At 31.9% G+C, this 22393-nt stretch carries 23 protein-coding genes; 9 read left to right on the top strand and 14 right to left on the bottom strand.

All coding sequences use genetic code 11. From position 1 onward, the window contains the following. Window positions 1-28: 28 nt before the first annotated feature. Window positions 29-1024, top strand: coding sequence for a PorP/SprF family type IX secretion system membrane protein (locus tag PQF96_RS01920; protein ID WP_271764907.1), 996 nt, complete (start codon window positions 29-31; stop codon window positions 1022-1024). A 38-nt stretch (window positions 1025-1062) separates the two neighbouring features. Here PQF96_RS01920 and PQF96_RS01925 read toward each other — a convergent pair whose 3' ends face one another. Together PQF96_RS01925 and PQF96_RS01930 are read right to left on the bottom strand one after the other, a co-directional pair. Next, complete coding sequence (locus PQF96_RS01925) at window positions 1063-1800, bottom strand: LytR/AlgR family response regulator transcription factor (RefSeq protein ID WP_109439117.1); 738 nt, start codon at window positions 1798-1800, stop codon at window positions 1063-1065. Continuing rightward, window positions 1797-2909: a sensor histidine kinase gene (locus tag PQF96_RS01930; RefSeq protein WP_271764908.1), complete on the bottom strand. Its 1113-nt coding sequence runs from the start codon at window positions 2907-2909 to the stop codon at window positions 1797-1799. The genes PQF96_RS01925 and PQF96_RS01930 overlap by 4 nt, the downstream gene beginning before the upstream one ends. A gap of 269 nt (window positions 2910-3178) precedes the next feature. Here PQF96_RS01930 and PQF96_RS01935 point away from each other — a divergent pair, with 269 nt between their 5' ends. Further along, window positions 3179-3697: a hypothetical protein gene (locus PQF96_RS01935; RefSeq protein ID WP_271764909.1), complete on the top strand. Its 519-nt coding sequence runs from the start codon at window positions 3179-3181 to the stop codon at window positions 3695-3697. Window positions 3698-3827: 130 nt separating this feature from the next. Beyond that, window positions 3828-3992, top strand: a complete 165-nt coding sequence (locus tag PQF96_RS01940) for a hypothetical protein (RefSeq protein ID WP_271764910.1) — start codon at window positions 3828-3830, stop codon at window positions 3990-3992. Window positions 3993-4045: 53 nt separating this feature from the next. Here the strand turns inward: PQF96_RS01940 and pabB are convergent, their stop codons facing one another. Continuing rightward, window positions 4046-5353 carry an aminodeoxychorismate synthase component I gene (pabB, locus tag PQF96_RS01945; RefSeq protein ID WP_271764911.1) on the bottom strand — a complete coding sequence of 436 codons (1308 nt, stop codon included), beginning with the start codon at window positions 5351-5353 and terminating at the stop codon, window positions 4046-4048. A gap of 7 nt (window positions 5354-5360) precedes the next feature. Then, window positions 5361-5897 (bottom strand): NADPH-dependent FMN reductase, encoded by a 537-nt coding sequence (locus PQF96_RS01950; RefSeq protein ID WP_271764912.1) that lies wholly within the window; start codon window positions 5895-5897, stop codon window positions 5361-5363. A gap of 85 nt (window positions 5898-5982) precedes the next feature. Here PQF96_RS01950 and PQF96_RS01955 point away from each other — a divergent pair, with 85 nt between their 5' ends. Further along, entirely contained in the window at window positions 5983-7338 is a 1356-nt protein-coding gene (locus PQF96_RS01955; protein WP_271764988.1) for a DEAD/DEAH box helicase, read from the top strand. A 126-nt stretch (window positions 7339-7464) separates the two neighbouring features. On the opposite strand, the gene PQF96_RS01960 is transcribed toward PQF96_RS01955, so the two are convergent. The 8 genes from PQF96_RS01960 to PQF96_RS01995 form a co-directional block, all read right to left on the bottom strand. Further along, complete coding sequence (locus tag PQF96_RS01960; protein WP_271764913.1) at window positions 7465-8076, bottom strand: TMEM175 family protein; 612 nt, start codon at window positions 8074-8076, stop codon at window positions 7465-7467. 43 nt (window positions 8077-8119) lie between these two features. Further along, window positions 8120-8521 carry a hypothetical protein gene (locus tag PQF96_RS01965; protein ID WP_109439122.1) on the bottom strand — a complete coding sequence of 134 codons (402 nt, stop codon included), beginning with the start codon at window positions 8519-8521 and terminating at the stop codon, window positions 8120-8122. 11 nt (window positions 8522-8532) lie between these two features. Further along, on the bottom strand, window positions 8533-8985 hold the full coding sequence (locus PQF96_RS01970; RefSeq protein WP_109439123.1) for an SRPBCC family protein: 453 nt from the start codon (window positions 8983-8985) through the stop codon (window positions 8533-8535). A gap of 86 nt (window positions 8986-9071) precedes the next feature. Beyond that, window positions 9072-9638 carry an Lcl C-terminal domain-containing protein gene (locus PQF96_RS01975; RefSeq protein ID WP_160114394.1) on the bottom strand — a complete coding sequence of 189 codons (567 nt, stop codon included), beginning with the start codon at window positions 9636-9638 and terminating at the stop codon, window positions 9072-9074. Between the two features lie 24 nt (window positions 9639-9662). After that, entirely contained in the window at window positions 9663-10802 is a 1140-nt protein-coding gene (locus tag PQF96_RS01980) for a ferritin-like domain-containing protein (protein ID WP_271764914.1), read from the bottom strand. A gap of 16 nt (window positions 10803-10818) precedes the next feature. Continuing rightward, entirely contained in the window at window positions 10819-12423 is a 1605-nt protein-coding gene (locus PQF96_RS01985) for a GMC oxidoreductase (RefSeq protein ID WP_271764915.1), read from the bottom strand. Beyond that, window positions 12420-12977, bottom strand: a complete 558-nt coding sequence (locus tag PQF96_RS01990; RefSeq protein WP_271764916.1) for a hypothetical protein — start codon at window positions 12975-12977, stop codon at window positions 12420-12422. Before PQF96_RS01990 ends, PQF96_RS01985 begins: the two co-directional genes overlap by 4 nt. Before the next feature lie 52 nt (window positions 12978-13029). Beyond that, complete coding sequence (locus tag PQF96_RS01995) at window positions 13030-14637, bottom strand: phospholipase D-like domain-containing protein (RefSeq protein WP_271764917.1); 1608 nt, start codon at window positions 14635-14637, stop codon at window positions 13030-13032. A 539-nt stretch (window positions 14638-15176) separates the two neighbouring features. On the opposite strand from PQF96_RS01995, the gene PQF96_RS02000 reads away from it, so the two are divergent. The 5 genes from PQF96_RS02000 to PQF96_RS02020 all read left to right on the top strand — a co-directional run bounded on the left by PQF96_RS02000 (window position 15177) and on the right by PQF96_RS02020 (window position 20093). Then, complete coding sequence (locus PQF96_RS02000; protein WP_271764918.1) at window positions 15177-15932, top strand: NYN domain-containing protein; 756 nt, start codon at window positions 15177-15179, stop codon at window positions 15930-15932. Between the two features lie 23 nt (window positions 15933-15955). Continuing rightward, window positions 15956-16501, top strand: a complete 546-nt coding sequence (locus tag PQF96_RS02005; RefSeq protein WP_109439130.1) for a metal-dependent hydrolase — start codon at window positions 15956-15958, stop codon at window positions 16499-16501. 9 nt (window positions 16502-16510) lie between these two features. Then, window positions 16511-18283, top strand: coding sequence for an ABC transporter ATP-binding protein (locus PQF96_RS02010; RefSeq protein ID WP_271764919.1), 1773 nt, complete (start codon window positions 16511-16513; stop codon window positions 18281-18283). 79 nt (window positions 18284-18362) lie between these two features. Continuing rightward, window positions 18363-19736: a DUF3179 domain-containing protein gene (locus PQF96_RS02015; RefSeq protein WP_271764920.1), complete on the top strand. Its 1374-nt coding sequence runs from the start codon at window positions 18363-18365 to the stop codon at window positions 19734-19736. A 117-nt stretch (window positions 19737-19853) separates the two neighbouring features. Then, a complete protein-coding gene (locus tag PQF96_RS02020) occupies window positions 19854-20093 on the top strand; it encodes a CDGSH iron-sulfur domain-containing protein (RefSeq protein ID WP_271764921.1) in 240 nt (79 codons plus the stop codon). Window positions 20094-20145: 52 nt separating this feature from the next. Here PQF96_RS02020 and PQF96_RS02025 read toward each other — a convergent pair whose 3' ends face one another. Together PQF96_RS02025 and PQF96_RS02030 are read right to left on the bottom strand one after the other, a co-directional pair. Continuing rightward, window positions 20146-21462 (bottom strand): serine hydrolase domain-containing protein, encoded by a 1317-nt coding sequence (locus PQF96_RS02025; protein WP_271764922.1) that lies wholly within the window; start codon window positions 21460-21462, stop codon window positions 20146-20148. Window positions 21463-21468: 6 nt separating this feature from the next. Next, window positions 21469-22359, bottom strand: a complete 891-nt coding sequence (locus PQF96_RS02030; RefSeq protein WP_271764923.1) for a TlpA family protein disulfide reductase — start codon at window positions 22357-22359, stop codon at window positions 21469-21471. Between the last annotated feature and the right edge of the window lie 34 nt (window positions 22360-22393).

Consider the following 22393-nt stretch of genomic DNA (forward strand, 5'->3'; position numbering starts at 1 on the left):
TCTCATTTTTTATATCAATACAAATCATATGAAACTCATTAGCATTTCCCTTCTCGGAATATTGATGTTATGTACAAAAATTGGCATCGCTCAGGAAGGATTACCAATATACTCAGATTATCTTACCGATAACTATTATCTTATACATCCATCAATGGCTGGTGCTTCACAATGTTCACAAATACGATTAACAGGTAGAAGAAATTGGGTAGGAGAAAAGGATACCCCAGAGCTTTTTACGGCTGCTTTTAATGGAAGACTAACAGATCAGTCTGCAATTGGTGCTACCGTATACAACGATGAAAATGGTTTTTTTTCACAAACAGGAGGTTTTCTTACCTATGCGCATCATTTAATGTTTTCGAGGAGTGAATTGGACCTAAACATGTTATCGTTTGGATTAAGCGCTGGAGTCATTCAATATAGACTTGATCAAAGTAGTTTTATTTCAAACGGAGACCCCTTAATATCCGCAGGGTCTTTAAGTTCTGCAGAGTTTAATATCGATTTTGGATTATCATATAATCTATACAATTTCTATACACATGTGACCATGAAAAATGTATTGGAAAACTCCGGAGTTAATTCTGATTTTCAAGCTACACCTAATCTTAGAAATCTATTAATATCTGTCGGGTATGTTTTTGAAAGAGGTAATAAAAACTGGTCGTTTGAACCATCCATATTATACTCATACAGAGATGGTGTTAAGCAATCTAATATCGATTTAAATCTTAAATTTTATCGCAATGTAAGCGTTGGAAAAATTTGGGGAGGATTATCATACAGAACCAGTCTGGACAAAATAGATTTTGCAGATGGTACCGAGTTAAAAACTCAGGCTCTAAATTATATTACTCCATTTATTGGCGTAAATTATGGAAAATATGTATTTGCTTATACCTATTCATATCAATCAAACCCAGTAGTATTTAATAACGGAGGATTTCATCAAATCACTTTAGGAATTGATTTTTCATGCAGAAAGAAACGCTATGCTTGTTATTGTCCTGCTGTAAATTAGGTGTTATAGTATTGATGTAAAAGTAATTCTTATTTCTTTTAATAGTTGTTTGTATCATTTTTCCATAGTTTATCTGATAGTACTTTTTCTTTAACTTCCTTACGATAATTTCGACTAATAGGAATACTATCAGAACCAATCAAAACCTCATGACTTTCGATAGAATCGATTTTAGGAATAGATACAATATAGGATTTATGAGTTCTTATGAAATTCTTATCTTTTAATTTTTCCTCAACACTTTTTAGAGGTAATAACGATATGTATTTTCTATCATATGTATGAATACTTACATAATTCTGTAGCGCTTGAACAAAAAGTATATCTCTAAAATAAATTTTCTCAAATTTATGATCACACTTTATAAAAAAATAGTCTTCTGTGTACTTATCAGAAACCAATTGACCTGATGTATTTTGTAATTGAAAAAAATCGTTAGCTTTATTTGCTGCTTTTATAAAACGTTTTAATGTAACAGGTTTTAATAAATAATCCAATACATCCAGATCAAAACCTTCTAAGGCATAACTAGGATACGCAGTAGTTAGAATAACCATAGGAAGATTTGACGTTATTTTCAGAAAATCTATTCCATTAATCACAGGCATCTGAATGTCTAAAAAAATAAGATCTACTTTTTTTTGATTCAATATATTGGTTAATTCAACAGGACTATTCCCCTCACCTACTTGTTCCAAAAAACCTATTTCAGCTATATAATTATTAATACATTCTCTTGCCAAAGGTTCATCATCAATAACAACACATTTTATCATAACTGGTATGGTTTTAATTGAGGAGAGATATGCTCTTCTAGATTTAATTTTAGTACAACAATATATTTGTCATTCTCCTGATTTAGTTCTAATGTATAATTATTAGGGTATAGCAACTCTAATCTTCGCTTTACATTTTTTAAACCAAGTCCGCCATAGGTAACTGCGTCTCTCGAGGTTTTTTCATTTTGTGCTACTGTATTCGATATTTTAAACATAAATTGATTATCCTCCAAACGTACCTTGATCTCTATACGGTTAGGTTTATTGTTATGTTGAGATATATGTTTGAAAGCATTTTCTATGAAAGGCATTAGTAAAAATGGGGCTACGGCAAGATTTCCTGATGACGTGTTTGGTAGGTCTGCCGTAATCACAAAGTTATCATTCTGTCTTAGCTCTTCTAATTCTATAAAACTTCTTAGATAGGATAATTCTTTATCCAACAAAATTTGATGTTCATTACATTCATATAATTGGTACCGTAGTAGGTCCGAAAATTTAGCTAACGACTCAGTTGCCATAACTGTATTCTTATTAATTAACACAAAAATAGAATTGATTGTATTAAACAGAAAATGAGGATTAAATTGTGATTTCAAAAACTTTAATTCAGTTTCTAATTTCTCTTTTTCTAATACTTGTTGTTTTTTTTGCGATGACAGCCAATTTTTCGTAAGTTTTATACTCATACCAAGTGTCATTGAACCTATAGAAGAAGGGAGTGTATTGTGCAGAAAAAATGAATATAATCCTCCGGGATTTTTCTGTTTTACTGGAAAAAAAAGATCCCAAAAAATACTCGGAATCAATATAAGTATAGCCATTGCAAAAATAGTAATGATAACCAGTGCGATATACTTCAAATATTTTGACTTCTCTAAATACCTGGGAATGAGAAAATATAAACAAAAGTATACTCCTATAGCTTGAAAAATTATATAAGAGAAAAACGAAATAAAAACTGAAGGTTGACTAATCTGATCAAAAACTTTAATAAAACCTCCTTTAAAAACTATCCACCAGGTAAAATGATATGCAAACCAAAATACAAGATGGTAAATCTTGTATTTAATTACCCAATCATATATAGACTTTATCGCATTCAACAGCTTTCTGTTTTTTAAAACAATGAAAATCAAACTTACAATATTTTAATAAAAACATTCCATCACTCATTATCAACAGTTTAGTTTTATTGACAAGATGCTAACTTTTATTGATAAGATGTCTATTTAATATGAATTGGACATGATGGGGGATTAATAGAGCAAAATGGTTGTTTAATCAAGTATAAACGACCTGTAATCAATTTGATTTTACCATCATTCTCATTTGCTATTGATTTGTAACACATTAATTTATTAAATCAAAAAACATGAAAACATTAATCATACATCTTTTAATAACAATAAATATAACGACTATAAGTTATGCTCAAAATCTAAATGCTGAGTTAGAAAACACAACTTATAAAATTAAGTCAAACAAAAATGTAACTCCACATTTTATTAAAGAAGTGCAAAATAGAAATACGCCCAATCATGCAAAACATTTTGAAAACTTAGCTTCACAATGGGGTATACAACAAGTATCTAAATATGATAAGCCTAAAAAATCATTTAATGCTACTTTTAAATCCGACAAAGGGCAAATCGCTGTAACTTATGACAAAAATGGAAAACTAATAGCTGCAGAAGAAGAGTTCAAAAATATAGCTTTACCAAAACATGTAATACAATTTATTTATAACAAACATAGAGGATGGACAGTAACTGGCAATATGTATTCTGTTTCTTATCACAGAAATAAACTCCTTAAAATTTTATATGAAGTACAATTAAAAAAAGGGTACCTAAACAAGAGTGTACAGCTTAACATTGATACTATATATTAGTTAGTCTAATACATAGTAAAACTATCAAAAATGAATGGTAAATAATCTAAAAAAATAGTACCTTAAAAATGTTTAAATCAGAATGTAATTAACATCATCCAATTACTTTTAATCTTAAAACCTAATCATTATGTTAAATCACTTTCTAAACCCTGTAAATATTAGGGTACTAAAGAAATCAGAGCAAAGTAAAATTAACGGAGGTACCGAAGACCCTTGTTCTCCTGGACATCATGTTTCCTGTGGATTTTGTATTCCTAAGGAAGAGTCTTCTGATGTTTGTTTAGATCCTTGAAAATTATAAAAAAGCTGTCTTCTAAGACAGCTTTTTTACATATTTAGTTTAAACTATGAAGCTTCTAGAACTTCACGCATTGCTTTAGCTTTTAGTAAACACTCCTCGTATTCTTTATCTGGATCTGATTCTGCTGTTATTGCGCCACCTACGGTATATGAGATATATTTTTTTTCTTCATTATAGAGTATACTTCTAATCACTACATTAAAATCAAAATCTCCCGTGGGAGTAAAATATCCAACGGCTCCACTATACAAGCCTCGTTTAGATTCTTCTAAATCTTCAATAATCTGCATTGCTGAAATTTTAGGCGCTCCGGTCATACTTCCCATAGGGAATGTAGTTTTAATAATATCTAAAGGCGAAGTGGTTTCATCTATTTCTGAAACTACAGTAGATATCATCTGATGGACTTGATTAAATGAATATACTTTACAAAGTTCTTCAACGGTAACAGAACCTTTTACAGCGGTTCTTGATAAATCATTACGAACCAAATCTACTATCATTACATTTTCAGAACGTTCTTTTGGATCATTTTTTAAAGCTGATACTAATTTTTCATCTTCTACTCTATTCTTAGATCTTTTTGCAGTCCCTTTAATCGGTTGAGAAATAATTTTCTGTCCTTCTTTACGTAAATAGCGTTCGGGAGAAGCTGACAATAAATAGTGTTTATCTATTTTTAAAAATGTAGCAAAAGGAGGTCGTGAAATAGCATTAAGGTGATGATAAGTCTGCAAAGGATTAATACAACTCTCTTTTGCAAAAAACTCCTGACAAAAATTGGCTTCATAAATATCCCCTCTATAAATATGAGTCAACATAGCATTGACTTTTTCTTTATATATATCTTTGGTTATCCTAAGACTTATCTTAATCTTACCACAAGGAGATTCTTCAGCTTTATTTTGTGTTGTCAATAAAGTGGTAGAAATGGTTTTAAAATCTTCTTCAATTTCATCATTAACCATTCTTAAGTAATGCATTTCTAATACATCTCCAATAAAAAAAAATAATTTTTTGGGCTGAAAGAAATATAAATCTGGAAATTCTAATTCGTCTTTATTTCTAGAAACAAGTTCTTCTGTATCATTTTTAAGCTCATAGGAGAGATATCCAAAAATCCAATCTCCTGATTGTTCTTGATATTCTTTTAAGCTATCAAATCCATCATGATAATCTGTCTTAATTGCGGTAAAAGCCTCAACAGCCAAAATACCATCAAAACTAGAATATTGTTGAGTAAAATCATTAGAGTCCATCCAGGTGATTTCATCAAACTGTTGTGCCCATTGTAAGAGTTTGAGTTTAAATTCTGACGGGTTTTCTAATGTATATTTTTTGATACTTCGCACCTACTCATTAAATTTGATGTGTAAAAGTACTTATAACCTGATTTAATCCCAATAAAAGTGTCTCATCTGTTACGGTATTGGACTCTACCGAAAAATTATCATAAAAAGAAGGAAAACTAAAGCTTTCTATAATTTCTGCTCCAAATCTTGGAAATACATTTTTGGCATATTCTAAAGAACTTACTCCTCCTCTTTTTCCAGGAGAAGTACTCATTAAAAGAATTTTTTTGCCTTCTAAAAAATTACGGTCCAAACGGGATAACCAATCTATTATATTTTTAAAAAAGGCTCCCCAACTACCATTATGTTCATTTACTGAAATTATCAATGCATCTGTATCAGATATTTCCTGTCTAAGTCCCATTGCCATCCCGGGAAAACTATTATTTCTTTCCTCATCTTCACTATACATTGGCATATTATAATTTGTTAAATTGACAATTTTAACCTTATGTCCTTCTATTTTTGATGCTACAAATTCTACAAGTTTATGATTGATAGAAGTACTGCTATTAGAACCTGCAAAGGCGATAATGTTTTTCATTGCTATATCTTAAGAAACCAAAAGTAACTAAAATCAAAACAGTCACAAAATAAGGCTACCTTTGTATCATCAAAAAACAAATCAATTGACTTTTCAAGATTTAAATTTAAGCACGCAACTTCTTAATGCCCTTGACGATTTAGGGTTTGAGACCCCCACTCCTATCCAAGAGCAAGCTTTTTCTGTAGTAATGTCTGGAAAAGATGTAGTAGGTATTGCACAAACAGGTACAGGAAAAACATATGCTTATATGCTTCCTATTTTAAGAATGCTAAAGTATTCTGTACAACAAAACCCAAGAGTATTAGTGTTGGTTCCTACAAGAGAATTAGTAGTTCAGGTAGTTGATGAAATTGAAAAACTATCCACATATATCAATGTAAGAATTACAGGAGTATATGGAGGGACAAATATAAATACTCAAAAACAAGCTGTTTCTCAAGGATTAGATATCATTGTAGCTACTCCGGGACGCTTATACGATCTAGCTGTGAGTAGAGTGTTACAATTAAAATCTATTCAAAAAATAGTAATCGATGAAGTTGATGTAATGTTAGACCTTGGTTTTAGGCATCAATTGATGAATATTTTTGATATCCTTCCTCGGCAAAGACAAAATATTATGTTTTCTGCTACTATGACCGATGAAGTAGATAAAATGATTTCAGAAACATTTGTCAAACCTCAAAAAATATCTGTTGCAAAAAGTGGAACTCCTTTAGAAAACATTAAACAGTTTGGATATAAGGTTCCAAACTTTTATACTAAGGTTAATTTACTAGAACATTTACTTTCAGATAAGGAAACGTTTCATAAAACCTTAATTTTTGTCGGTTTAAAAAAAATAGCAGATCGACTATTCGAACAGTTAGAAAAACAATATGCCGATGAAATTTGCATTATTCATTCTAACAAAACTCAGAATTATAGACTACGTAGTATTGAGCAATTTAGACAAGGAGAAAATCGTATTCTAATTGCTACAGATGTTATGGCTAGAGGTTTGGATATAGAAAATGTAAGCCAGGTAATCAACCTTGACACTCCAGAATATCCTGAAAATTACATGCACCGTATTGGTAGAACAGGTCGTGCAGAAAAAGAAGGAGTTTCTTTTGTGCTTACTACCGAAAAAGAACAAGAACATCTTGATAGTATCGAGAATTTAATGGAAATGAAAATCGAGCAACTGGATATGCCAGTAGGCGTAGAAATTTCTGATCAACTTACCCCTGAAGAACAACCTGTTGTAAAAGAGATTAATAATCCTCATAAACGTCCTAATGATGAAGTTGGACCAGCTTTTCACGAGAAAAAAGAAAAAAACAGAAAAGTAAACCTGGGAGGATCATATCAACGTGAAATTAAAAAGAAATACAAAAAACCTAAGACAAAAGGTGATAAAACCTACAATTTAAAGAATAAGAAAAAAAGGAAATAAGGTTCAGTCTTTCGTTCAGAAAGGATTTCAAATAAAAGAAAAAGCAAGAATCGTTGAAAAACTAATTCTGAATTTCTTGTAATGGAAAAAGTACTGATTGAAATACGTTTTTTTAAGATACTTTTTTTAATCAATTTTCGGAAATACCTGATTAGTATTTACTATAGAGATCATACTGTTCCGCATTTTTTTTAATTCAATAATCTGAAAAAAAATAACAATCACAAAACAACCAATACCTATATAAGTATTGAGAAATGCTAAGAGTGCTCCCATTATATATATAGCTGAAAAAATGATATCTTTTTCTTTTCGCCCAATAAGTTTACCCAATATAGAGGTCTTCCCAATATGACCAATTATACATTGTTTTAAAATAAAGAATGATATTCTACTCATTAGTAATACAAAACCGTATAAAGCAACAGGGATGGCATCAATATGATTTTCACCAATCCAAGAAGTTGTAAAAGGAATTAATGATAACCAAAACAATAAATGCAAATTAGCCCATAAAATTTTGTTATTAACGGTTCCTATTATTTGAAATAAATGATGATGACTATTCCAATAAACACCAATATATATAAAGCTTCCTAAATAGCTAATAAATATTGGAAAAGACGGAATAATAGCTTCGAATGTAGTTTCCTTGGGTGCTTCTAATTCTAAAACCATAATAGTAATAATAATAGCAAGTACACCATCGCTAAAAGCTTCTAATCGACTTTCATTCATTTTTTTAGTATAACTAGTTAAACATAGATATGTCGAATACTACTTATTTAAAATAATTTCGATCATCTGGTGCTTCGTTTAAAGTAAATGTATGTTGGTATTCTGGATCATATACATTTAATATAGTATAAGTTCCCGAAGTTTTCCATGATTCGCCATCCCAGGTTCCATCATCATTAAGTGATTTTTGAATATGTTGTGACTGAATTAAAACACGACCCCAAAACAACCATTTACCATTTATATTATGCACATAATAGACTCTAACTGGATCTAATTGAAAAATTCTGGCACTTGGTTTATCTTTAAACTCAAACACCATACCTTCTACATCTTTTAATGTAACTGGTGTTTTCTTATGCTTTTCCAGGTCAAAAATATGAACAGGAAATCCCTGTTCTATTGTTAGTTGTAATGTGTCATTAATTTCTACGAGACTTCCCATTTTTATATTTTTTAGTTATTAATTAATTTTCCTCCAAACATCTTCACTAAATTTTTGAATCCATTTTGATAAAACTGTGTTAACCCATCTTCTGAAGAATAGAATGTAGAGGACCACTGTACTATACAGCGCTTATCCAACTCTGTTTCTATAACTTGAATTTGAGCATGGTATTTTTGTGTCGTTTCTCCCCACTCTCCTTTATACCATTTATACTTATATCGCATATTTTCATTATCCATAAAAACTAATTCCTCCCATGTTGGGGTTTGGCCGGGAAAGATTAATTTTCTACGAATATCTCTCTCTTCTCCTTGTCCTTCCATTACTTCAGAAATTGGAATATCTGGATGCCATTGGTTTATATTATAAAAACCCCCAACAAGATGCCATACTTTGGCTGCAGAAGCATTCAATTCACATACTACAACTACTCTCCAATTCTTATATTCTTTTGTACTCATTTTGTTATATAATCTAAATTTCAAATTCTATAATTCTTTATACCACCGAATATCTTTATAGTTCTGCTTTAAGAATTATTTGTTAATTAAAAAGAGCGAACAGCGCGAACCCGGCATTCATGATTCTTAAGATCCGTAAATATATTACCAATCAGAAAGTATTGAGCCCAAGCAAAATTGAGATCTAATTCTGTAGAACTCCAATAGAAATCACTAGCAAAATTACCAACATCTTTGTGCGGAGGTTTGGCACCACGGCCTATATTTGTATACATTAAGCTTAATTCTTTTTTTGATGGTAAATACCAATCTGTAAAACCGTTTAATTCTAAATCGTAACAAAGTTGTGCTGCGTATGGTTTGGTTCCTTGACTTACAATAATCTTTGATGTATTAGCTTTTCCTGATCCAACAATGCTATCAAAAGATTTGGTATTGGTAAAAGCTCCATAATGCCATTGACTTCCTGTACTTTGATCTTTTGCTGCACATACCAATCCATGTTGTCCAGTCGCGTCCAAATAGAATATAATCCCTCCTAATTCTGGTACATTCTGACCAATACTATATTTGGGAGTACTCTTACTCTGTGCAAATACATTAATGGTAGCTAACAGCAAAAAAGCGAATAAAATATTTTGTGTTTTTTTCATTGTATTATTTTTTAAAAAATTCAATTATATCATTCTAAAACAAGGTCCGTAGTGAAGTCCCTCCTTATGATCGGGAATTGGTGTCTGAATAAGAGGTAAAGCAAAGTGTTCTAATTTAAACATCACTTCGACAGCATTTACTAAAGCCGCCTGTCCTCTGCCATTTATTGCCCAGGCATCTTCTAAAAACTTTACTAAATCGGTATACACTTTATCAAATTCATGAATTAAATACCAAACTTCTGGCGATACATTTTCTTCTAAATACCCTCCTTCTGGAACTCTTGCAATCTTATATGTCTCTGGGCGTGGATTAGGATCTTTAAAATAGTAAGTGTCTCCTTCCTGAACTATCTTCTTCTTATAAAAGACTTCCCAAAAACGATAGAAATGTGCTAAATTGTCCATCCCTGTACTTGCAGGAGTTACATTTTCTGAACCTTCACCTTGCTCCTTAATCATATCTATAGCTTTAGAAACGCTTTTAGCATCGGCCATTACCCACCAAGATAACGGACCTGCTAATTGACGTTCTACATTCATTTTTGGCTGTAGTTCTTGAAACAGTTCATTAATTCTATCATATAATTCACCAATAGTTGTATTGTGTTCATAACTTTGATCATGCTTTTTAGAGCTGATACTTCCATCTTCAAGACAAAGCCCACCAATACTTACCAATTCTTTGGTTTCATAATCATATATATCTGCAATTTCTTCTGGTAGTTCTATTTCCATAAAATTTCGGAGGGAACAATCGTTCAACCCTTCTAAATGCAAGAAAAGATCTGGATGTACTCCTCCTGGTAATCCCGAAGGAAATTTTAATCCGTTTTCTGGATCATAAATTTTAGGTTCACCACCAATACCCACAATCATATTACATACCATCGCCATATGTAACATTTCTTCCTGAAAGATATTACGGATAGATTTTGCAACATCACACTTATTATCCTTAATAGTCCACATTGCCTGTAAGTATATTGGTATGGTTGCAAATTCCAATACCACGGCATTATTTAATAATTCTTTTAAAACATATAGCTTATCTTCTTCCTCATCACTTACCGATTTAGAATGCTTGATTAATTCTTTTACATTATTAATCTTTGTTGCTTTTTCTTGAAAAACATTTTTGAATTGTATTGCTTCTGTTGACATTTTTTTTCTTTAAACGTTAGTTTTTAGTAGCTTTTTTTGTCAAATGATCCACCAACCTAAAAGCCATTGCAGTAAGAGTAAGTGTTGGATTTACAGCACTTCCTGTTGGAAAAGCTGCATTAGAACACACATACAAATTATCGGTATCATGTACTCTCATAAATTTATCGGTCACACTGTTTTCTGGTGAAGTTCCCATACGTGCTGTTCCTGTTGTATGATGCCCTCCTGGTTTTTCTACTTTTGATTTAATGACTTCTAATCCCATTTTTTCTATAATTGCTTCCAATAATTTTAAGCGATCATTTGCATTTTTCATTTCTTCATCTGTCCTGCTAAAATGTACCGTGGTTTGTGGTAGTCCAAAACGATCCACCCCTGGTTTTGCTTCTAAACGGTTACTATGCTTTCCTTTTTCTTCTAAAAAAGCCTGAATTTGAATTTCCATTTCTCCGTAGACAACCTTATCAATTTCTTCTCTTGTTTTTCCATCAATCATTAATTGAGCAATATCTATATTGGGAGTAACACGGTTTTTAAACATAAATATCTTTCCCTTTTTCTGGTGTTCTTTTGTGTTATAACTATGGGACATTAGAGTCGGGAAATCATATTCCTGAAACCAACCGTTTGGATTAGATTTTGCCTTTCCAGTGACATTTAACATAGAATGTGACACCACGAATCGTCCAACAAGGTCATGGTCATTACCAATACCATTTTTCCAAAATTCGTTTTTAGACGCTCTCAATAGCTTAGGAACATTGTATGCTCCAGAAGCCAAAATAATTGTATCTCCATATACTTTGTGTTTTTCTCCATTTAGGTTATCTGTATAAGTAACAGATTCTATTTTTGATTTATTTAGCACATTTACTTCATGTACAGGAGCATTTATACGAACTTCAAAATTGATAAATCGGGTATCATTTTTCAAATCATCTAGTACATATTGCGCATTAAATCGTCCTCCGATTGGACAATACTTACAGGTTCCGGTTGTCATACATTTTCGGTACCGCGCAATGGGCATTTTACCTGATTTTATCTTACTTTTTGTTCCTGGATCTATGTCCCCATCCTGATAAGTAACATCTAATTGCTCCCATGCTTTAATCATTTCTCCATCTGCTGCCGTCCATTCAAAAGGTGGTACCGGATAAGGTTTTGATCTGGGAATCCAATTTGCATCGTCATCCCCACAAACAGATAAAAATGCTTCGGCATCATTATAATACGCTTCTAAATCCTCATAATTAATGGGCCAATCGGCACCTTCTCCTGTATTCGTAAAAAGATTAAAGTCTTCTGGTCTAAAACGTAAACACCAAGCCCCCCAATGCATAGTAGAACCTCCATACGCTTTTACACGAACACCATCGGTTTGATAATCAATGTTTCCTGTAGAGTCTGCTTCAAATTTTTGATCATAAGTAAATGTATATGGTCTTTCCCCTCTGGTAATATAATCCCACCAAAAACGCCTGTCTTTTGCTACAATTTCTGGCCCTGCTTCGAGAATCAAAATAGAAACATCATGCTTTCTTTCGAGCAACCCTTTAGCAATAGTTGCCGCAGCAACGCCGCCACCAACAATTACATATTCAAATTGGTTTTTCATGCCTGGTCATTTTTCGAATTATTACTATCAGGATTATAAGATCGCACTCTAGAAAGACGATTATAACGAGTTCCTCCTAAAAAGCCATGGTAATTTTTTGCTTGTTCTCCTCCGAATTTGGTGCCCCAACTTTTAAATCCACCTGCAGTAATTTGCATTCTAATAAATTCATTTACTACATAAATTTTACAATGTGCTAATCGTGTGGTTGGTGGTGCATTATTATCTATTCCACTCTCAAAGAATAGCTTTTTATATGCCTCTTCATTTCCGTACATTGCTTTTAATTCATTAATCACATAAATAGCATTTACATATTCTCCTGAATAATTAGGTGCATTTTCTGTTTTTGCCTTTAGCATCTCGAACCAGGAGCTTCTTTGATTATTAGAATCGTAAATCGTGTTAGACCAATTGGTCCCAATAGCTTCAAAGATTTCCCATAATGCCTCTTTGTTTTGATATGTAAGATCCTGTCCTTCTGCAAAAATCAGACCGGCTGAGAGTTTTTCATTACAGACTGGTCCTCCAATACAAGTGAGTTCTTCATTCATAAAGTGTCCTTATTTAAAAAAAGTTATTGTATCCTTATTTAAAAACTATGTACTATCTAAAAAGTTCACGCTCCATTAAATGCTGTGTTCCTTTTTTAAAATAGATATCTGTCCAAGAGTTATCTGTAGCCAAAAAATCACTAAAAAAAACTTCATCCTTACCATGGTTGGCCATTTGATCACGAAATTCATAATGGTTAAATAGACGTACAAATTCTGTAAGATAAATATCTACGACACTGGTATTACCTCGAATAATGATCATATTTTCATCATTATTTTGCGTGGAACTTTTTGAAAAATTTGCAGATCCTGTGATCAATATAGGATCATCTGTTAATGGATCTACAAACAAATATTTAGTATGTAAATATTTAACATGATCATTAAGTCCAGTAAGATGTTCAGATTCCCATCCTTTTAATCCTTCTTCTTTAATTTCTTCCTTATTAATAATTGCGCCCATTGCAATTCTATTATTCTTCGTGTTTTTAAAAAGATCAAAAGTGTTCCCCTCTTTTTCTAATAATATATACCGCAGTGATTTATCTTCTACACTCATGATTTCGGCAAAATCCTGGTTTACACCAAAAGCAGCAGTAAATCCAATAGATTGCTTAGCTGTTTCAATTTGTTTTCCATACCATTCTAAAACACTTAGATCTTCTCTGGGGCTAAAAATTGGAGTAATACCTTTATCTATCTTGCCGTTTGGTGTTGGTGTATGTTTATCATTTTCAGGACGTAGTTCTTTCATTTCGGGATTTTTTGAAAGACGTGTCCAATATTCCATATAATCAGAAGCTATTTTTTCATCTCTAACAATATGTCCAACATTTGATTGTCCAAAAATTCCACCCTTAGTAAAATTAGTAGACCCCATCCACACTTCTTTTGGTTTTCCTTTATATAAAAGCACAATGTATTTATTATGTTTTATGGAGGAATTTGCAGATCTGGGAATCATTAATTTTTCTATTCCAGGAACTTTAGCAACTGCTTCATCTGTATTTTCCCATGGACCATTTTTTGATCTATCGTATATGATTTTCACATCAGCACCTGTTTTTGATGCATCATATAAAGCCTGAATAACAGGAACATGATCAAACTCGTATGCAGCTACTCTTAATGAATAATCCTTACCATTTGCTTCTTCTATAAATGCCAACATGGCTTCTTCTAATCCACGAGACAGCCATTTATATGCTTCGTTATTAGGAACTTCATCAGGGTTTTTATTGTCAAATTTTTGTGCATATGCCTGACTAACCGTTCCTCGATTGAAAAAAACTCCATGGGTCCCTTCATTAGGGTTTTCAGTTGTGACTTCAACATTAATTTCATCTCCCTCCTGTAAATTAGCAGCTGTTCCGTATACAGGACACACAGTATATTGATATTGAGTATTTGGTTCTGCAGTATAATCACTCCAAAGAAAAGCCTGAATTAAATTTGTGTCCTCTTTTTTTCCATTTTTTTTAAACTCTTTAAAACCTCTAAGATTTTTTACTTTTCCAGATAGAATATTTTTTCGTTTAAAAAAGAACCCTAATAACCCTTTTCTTGCCTTTTCATCAACATCTAAGCAAAGTACCACAACATGTGTTCCTGCTATAACATGTAGAGAAACTCCATTAAGTTGGTTTCGTAATCTCATATTTTTTGTTTTAATGTTTTAAATCATCTGAAATCTTGGTTCATCAAAACAAGCTACACTCCTTTTGATAGTGTTAAGTTATAGTGACATGATGAAAAATAATATTTCATTATATTTCATGAATCTAACCTCATAAAAGTGACCTAGTTACGCTCGTCACTTCTAAATAGAGTTAAATGTTCTCCTGGTTGTTAGAGATACTACTTTATTAAATCATTAGCTTTTTTTATGAGGTTTTCTAAAAAACAAGGAAGCTTAAAGACGAAGAAGGTAATTCTAGATATAATAGATGATTTACTATTTGAATAATTTGTCATTCAGCACTTTGTTCTTGTTAATTCACAAAAACTTTGCTATCATCAAATCAAAGAGTACTAAAACGTATCTAGTCATATTAAGAATGTTCTAGAAAAAAACACATCCAACGATTTAATATTAATAAAGAAGATGAATCTTATGAAATAAAAAGAAAAATCTGGATCAATACTTACTGTAAAAGAAAATGAGTTCGTACTTTGTAAAAAAACTAATCTCTTTTCATGGATTTAAATCTTGCAGTACTAATCGACGGTGATAATATACCATCTACTTATATCAAAGAAATGATGGAAGAGATAGCTAAATATGGTAATCCCACCATAAAAAGAATTTATGGCGATTGGACCAAACCGGATCTTACCAAATGGAAGAAAATTCTTCTTGAAAATGCTATAACTCCTATTCAGCAATATGGTTACACCAAAGGAAAAAATGCAACTGATTCTGCTATGATTATTGATGCTATGGATATTTTATATTCTGAAAAGGTAAATGGATTTTGCCTGGTATCCAGCGATAGTGATTTTACCCGTTTAGCTACTCGACTTAGAGAAGCAGGAATGAAAGTTTTTGGAATTGGAGAAAAGAAAACCCCTAATCCTTTTATTGTTGCTTGTGATAAATTTATTTATCTTGAAATACTAAAACATGAAGCCGAAGAAAATGAATCTGAATCTACAGATAGTAAACCTGTATCCAAGAGCAATGTAGATAAAATAACGCAAAAAGATATCAGATTAATTTCATATACAATATCTGATTTGGCAGACGATGATGGCTGGGCTTTTCTTGGTGATGTAGGAAGTCTTTTACAAAAGAAACAACCCAACTTTGACTCTAGAAACTATGGTTTTCAAAAACTAACTCCGCTAATTCAATCCATTAAAAGTTTTGAAATAGAACAACGTGAAACTACAAAGGGGAGATCTAAACTAATTTACGTTAGAAACAAAAAGCAAAACAGGAATAAACATTAAAAGACATTTAGACTACTCTAATTATGGCATCCATCTTTGCTCACGGATTTACTGCTTTTGCTTTTGGTAAAAGTTTTTCAAAAGAAATCATCAATTGGAAATTCTGGTTCCTAGGAATCCTTTGCGCTATTATACCCGATGCTGATGTTATCGGTTTTAAATTCAATATAGCATATGAAGATTTTTGGGGACATCGAGGATTTTCTCATTCATTAGTCTTTGCTTTATTTTTCGGAATAACCATGACCTCTATTTTTTATCGTAAGAAGCTAATGACTAAAACTGGCTTAATATTAATTACTTATTTTTCAGTTTGTACAGCATCACATGGTATTTTGGATGCTATGACTACAGGAGGTTTGGGTATTGCTTTTTTTTCTCCTTTTGATGATACACGCTATTTTTTTCCGTGGAGACCTATTAAAGTTTCTCCCATTGGAGCTAGTAATTTTTTTAGCATTTGGGGAATTAAAGTATTGTTAAGTGAATTGATTTGGGTCGGAATTCCAGGTGGTATTTATATATTAACGATGTATTATGTCAAAAAACGTAAGATTCAATCAAACTGAACAACAAGCATGAGAGAATTTCAAAACACCACTACTTCTAAAGACAAAAAAAAGTCAAAAGTAACTATTGGAAAAGCATTTAAAACCATTATTTGGCCAAGAAGAAATCTTGTTTTTATTGGATTACTTCTCATTGTCATAAGTAGGTTAGCTAGTTTAGTATTACCTGTAGCTAGTAAATATCTCATGGATGACGTAATCGCTAAAAAAGATTACGAAATGCTGAAGTTATTATTAACAGGAGTAGGAATTTCAATTCTAATACAGGCTATTACTTCATTTCTTCTAACTCGGATACTTAGTGTGCAAGCTCAATTTTTAATATCAGAATTACGAGCACAAGTACAGAAAAAAGTATTATCACTACCTATTAGCTTTTTTGACAATACCAAATCAGGAGCCCTAGTATCTCGTATCATGAGTGATGTAGAAGGCGTTAGAAACCTTATTGGCACGGGATTAGTACAATTGGTCGGAGGTACAATTACAGCAATCATTTCATTAGTTTTATTAATTCGAATTAGTCCATCTATGACTCTATTTGTATTGGTTCCAGTATCTGTATTTGGCGTAGTTGCCTTAAAAGCTTTTAAATACATAAGACCTATCTTTAGGAAACGAGGAGTTATTAATGCTGAAGTTAAAGGCAGACTAACAGAAACCCTTGCCGGAGTTCGAGTGATAAAAGGATTTAATGCAGAGGAGCAAGAAAATAGAACTTTTGAAGAAGGAGTTGATCGCTTATTTCAAAATGTAAAAAAAAGTTTAACAACTACTGCGCTGATCACTAGCTCGTCTACATTTCTATTAGGTATTGCTTCTACCGGAATTATGGGGATTGGCGGTTATAAAATTATGGTTGATGAACTTACTGTTGGTGATTTTCTTTCTTTTACATTATTACTTGGTTTTATGATTGCTCCAATAGTACAAATGAGTAATATAGGAAGTCAGTTGACTGAAGCATTAGCCGGATTAGATCGTACCGAAGAGCTCATGAATATGACTCCAGAAGAGGAAATAGAAGATCGAACGGTAGAACTGGTTGATATGCATGGAAATATTATTTTTGATGATGTTACTTTTTCTTATGAGGAAGGAAAAGATGTATTGCATAATATTAGTTTTAAAGCTACTTCAGGATCAGTTACTGCTTTGGTAGGTAGTTCGGGATCAGGAAAGTCTACGATTGCTGGACTATCAGCCACTTTTCTAAATCCAAAATCGGGTCTTATTACTATCGACGGTCACGATTTATCAAAAGTCAAACTAAGTAGCTACAGAAGGAACCTTGGAGTAGTTTTACAAGATGAATTCTTATTTGAGGGTTCTATACGACAAAATATCTTATTTCCACGACCAGATGCTACAGAAGAACAATTACTTCAAGCAGTTAAAGCTGCATACGTTAATGAATTTACAGATCGTTTTGATGAAGGATTAGATACGCTAATAGGTGAACGTGGGGTAAAATTATCTGGAGGACAACGACAACGAATTGCAATCGCAAGAGCAATACTAGCAGATCCCAAAATTATCATTCTCGATGAAGCTACTTCTAATCTAGATACAGAAAGTGAAGCATTGATTCAAAAAAGCCTTAGTGAATTAATGAGAGGTAGAACCACTTTTGTGATTGCCCATAGATTAAGTACCATTAAAAAAGCTGATCAGATTTTGGTCATAGAATCAGGAAAAATTGCCGAACGTGGTACTCATGATGAACTCATCGCTTCAGAAGGTAGGTATTTTGATTTATACACGTATCAAGCAAGGATCTAGTAAAAGAATAAAATCTTAAAATTCCTTTATCGGTGTAGAAATTACCATCTTAATACGACTTACTTCTAAAGTAATTAGGATGATACGATTTATATTTGCCTTGGTTTTTATCTTCAATATTGGTGTGACCAATGCTCAAAATACGGTTAATAATACCTTAGAAAAACAAGACTATGAATATTTTCTGGATTTCTTTACTTCTGGAAATACTCAAGTCCATAAAGAAGCACTAAAATATATTGAAGATCACTGGAAAGAAAGTTTTGAAGTCATGGCAGTTGAAACCATGTACTTTTTAAGAAGCCCCTCGACTTCACTTAAACTTCTAAACATTCTTCAGAAAAAAACTAAAAAATATTATCCTCGCGATTTTGATAAATGGTATGAATACATATGGAGTAAACAATCGTCTTATCCAGATGCTTACTATACCTTTAAAGCTATCCTACATAAAGCTATAGATTCTCGTTTTGACAGATATTTCCTGGATCGTGAACATCAATCTACCATTCGATTAGATGAAGTACGTTGGGGAGGTGTAAAACAAGATGGTATCCCGCCACTTCGAAATCCCAAAATGCTCAATGCAAAAGATGCGACTTATCTCGATGATAAGGATATTGTTTTTGGCATTTCTATTAATGGAGATACGCGTGCATATCCAAAACGTATTTTAGCCTGGCATGAAATGTTTACCGATCAAGTCGGAAATATTCCCGTTGCCGGAGTATACTGTACATTATGCGGAACTGTAATTTTATATAAAACAGAAAAAGATGGAATTCGCTATCAAATGGGTACTAGTGGTTTTTTATATCGATCTAATAAATTAATGTACGATCAAAAAACACAATCGCTTTGGAATACGCTTTGGGGAAAACCTGTTATAGGACCTTTGGTAGGCAAGGGTATTGAATTAGAATACCTTAGTGTGGTCACAACAACTTGGGGAGAGTGGAAAAAACGACATCCAAAAACTACTGTTTTATCCTTAAAAACAGGACATCGTAGAGATTATAATGAAGGAGTTGCTTATAAAGATTACTTTTCGACCGATGAATTAATGTTTACGGTGCAAGAAAAGGATCCCAGATTAAAAAACAAGGAAGAAATTCTAGCCATACGACTTCCTGATAAAACTGAAGAGAATATTGCCATTTCATCCAATTTTTTAAAGAAAAATCATATTTATAAAGGTGTAATAAATCACAATAATTTTACCGTATTTACAGATCAAAGTGGTGCGCATCGTGCATATTTTACCAAGGAGATTGAATTTACTTCATATGACAAAACATCATCAGCCCAAGACAGTAATGGTGAAACTTGGGAACTAGATGAAAATCAAATTAAAAATATTAAAAGCGGTAAAACTTTACAACGATTACCTACTCATAATGCGTTTTGGTTTGGTTATCATGCTGCTTTTCCAGATGTGAAATTGATCAAATAAGCTTTATTCATTATCATCATAATTTATTTTTTTATCCAAAATAAATAAGGTTGTTATCACTTATTTAAAACGAATCTTAACGTAGGATTTGATATTTTTAAAGATAAAAACATAGTTATGAAAAATAATATACGAGGTGGTGATGCGCCTATTCCTTGTCAATTAGAAGCAGATAAGAACTATGCATGGTGTAGTTGTGGGCATAGTGCAGACCAGCCTTTTTGTAATGGTACTCATAAAAAAGAAGGAGGTACTCCGCCAACTATTTTTAGTGTTGATGAAGCTAAGGAAGCTTATCTATGTACTTGTAAAGCAACTAAAAACCCACCGTACTGTGATGGGTCTCATAAAAATTAGAAAATGAACAATTCCTGATTCATCTAGGTGAATCAGGAATTGAATATCACTCCTACTTTCTTATAAATTCTGCTTTTTTTCCACCTAATTGTAGGATCATTTTATTTTGTTCTGGAAAAAATTCAATATGTACTCCTGCTCGATTTGATTGAAATTTGTTTTTTGCATGTGATTCTACCGGAAATGTTGGACCTTTTTTTGCACTTACGATTAGTGTAGTGTCTTCTTTGGTCATGGTTATTTCAAATGGAAATTCTTCTCCTATATAAACCCCTAGATATGCATCAAGTTCTTCGGTTTTTAACTGTAATGCGGGCTTAAATTCTGGAAGTTTATATTCCAGGTCATAATATATATTAGCGACCCCAACTAATATCTCAGTCAACCCTAATATTACACCATTAGACAAATAGCTAATTGACAGTTTATCTTCTGGTACATAAATCGCTACAGATTGAAAACCATCAATTCCTCCTGAATGACCAAAGTTTTCTTTATGGTCATAAGGAAATTGAACAAGTCCCATTCCATAACTATCTTCAAGATCTTTCATCTTAAGTAAGGATTCTTTAGATACCAGTTTATCAGAGAACAAATTATGATAAAAAATGGCTACATCTTTTGATGTAGAAACTATAGCTCCTGCACCTATAGGCACACTCATATCTGTTTCTGGTTGTAACATCCACTCTTCATCCATGTGATATGACAACGCTTCATTTTCCTTTGAATTTATTTTACTTCCATAATATGTATTCTTTAAATGACAAGGAGTAATTATCCTTGATTTAAGAATTTCGGCATAACTTTTCTCTTCGATATCTTCGGCTATATAAGACAATAAGACATAATTTGTATTAGAGTATTTACCTTTCTCATCGGGTTTAAATTGAATTTCTTTTTTTTCAATTCGATCTAACATTTGTTGTCTCGTATTAGGAACCACCATCCATTTCCTAAAGTCTTTATCATTAGTTATATTATATAAACCACTGCGATGTTTTAAAAGATGTTTTATTGTAATTTTATCAGCATTAGGAATTTTAGGAAAATAATCACTAAGAAAAGTTCCTAGACTCAGCTTCTTTTCCTCGATCAATTGCATAATTATTGTTGCTGTAAATGTTTTGGTAATAGAACCTATTCTATATTTGGTATTATGACTAGCCTTTACTTTATTTTTAAGATCTGCATATCCCATAGTATGCTGATAGATTTCTATTCCGTTCTCTAAAACAGAAACACTTCCCATTCCTTTATTTTTATGATCAATCACAGAAAACAAACTATCTAGTTTTGCCTTATTAATCTTTTGTGCATTTATGGTATAGCTTATCAAAAAAGCTATAATTAATATTTTTTTTATCATAATATTTTAGTTTTTAACTGATAATCTTTTGAGTTCTTTTTTTGCTATTTCAAATGAATGATATTCTCTGTATACTCCATCTGAATCTACAAGGTAATGCATTGGGATTGCACTAATTTGCAATACTCTTCTTGTTTCTTTTACTCTTTTAGAAATAAACTGCATTCCTATTGGGTTTTTATCATTTACAAACTGTTTCCACTTATGGATATCAGAATCAAATGAAATGTCTATAAACTCGATATTAGAATTTCTGCTTAGTTCTTTTTTTAGTTTTTCCAGTTCTGGTTTTTCATGCATACATGGTGGGCACCAAGTAGCCCAAAATGTAATCAAGTATGTTTTTTCCTTGATATTTTTTAAATTAAATTCGATATCTTTTTGATCATATAATGTATGATCTGGAAGGATTAACTTTCCCTTTTCCGTAAAATCCCAAAGGGTATTAGCGTTTATTAATTCTCCATGATCATTATAATCTGAATTCTCAGTTAATACGATAAGAGGCTGGGAAAACAAAAAATAGAAGAAAACACTTAAAACTAGAAAACCCGAAAAAAACCTATATAGTTTTCTAATGGAATCTCTTGTGACGATCAAGCTAAGAATCCCTAAAATGATAAGGGTAAAAATAAAAGGGATATATAAAAAACCAAAAAGATCAAAAATAAAAAAAGGTAAAAAAAGAAACGGTAGAAATTTAGGTGGTGTCTTTTTATTTATTATACCGCTAAAAAACATACCAATTACTCCTATCAAAATCGGAATCCATTTCAATAAATTTACCTCATGAATATGTAAAGGATTAAAAAATAGAAAAAAGTAAAAGCCTATAATCATTATTAATATAGTCGCTACTATTCCAAAAATTATTTTTAGTACTATTTTTTTCATCATATTGTGTCCGTATTTTCTTAGTAAAAATTAATGT

The sequence above is a fragment of the Aquimarina algiphila genome (genome assembly GCF_947494415.1).
Lineage (GTDB): Bacteria > Bacteroidota > Bacteroidia > Flavobacteriales > Flavobacteriaceae > Aquimarina > Aquimarina algiphila.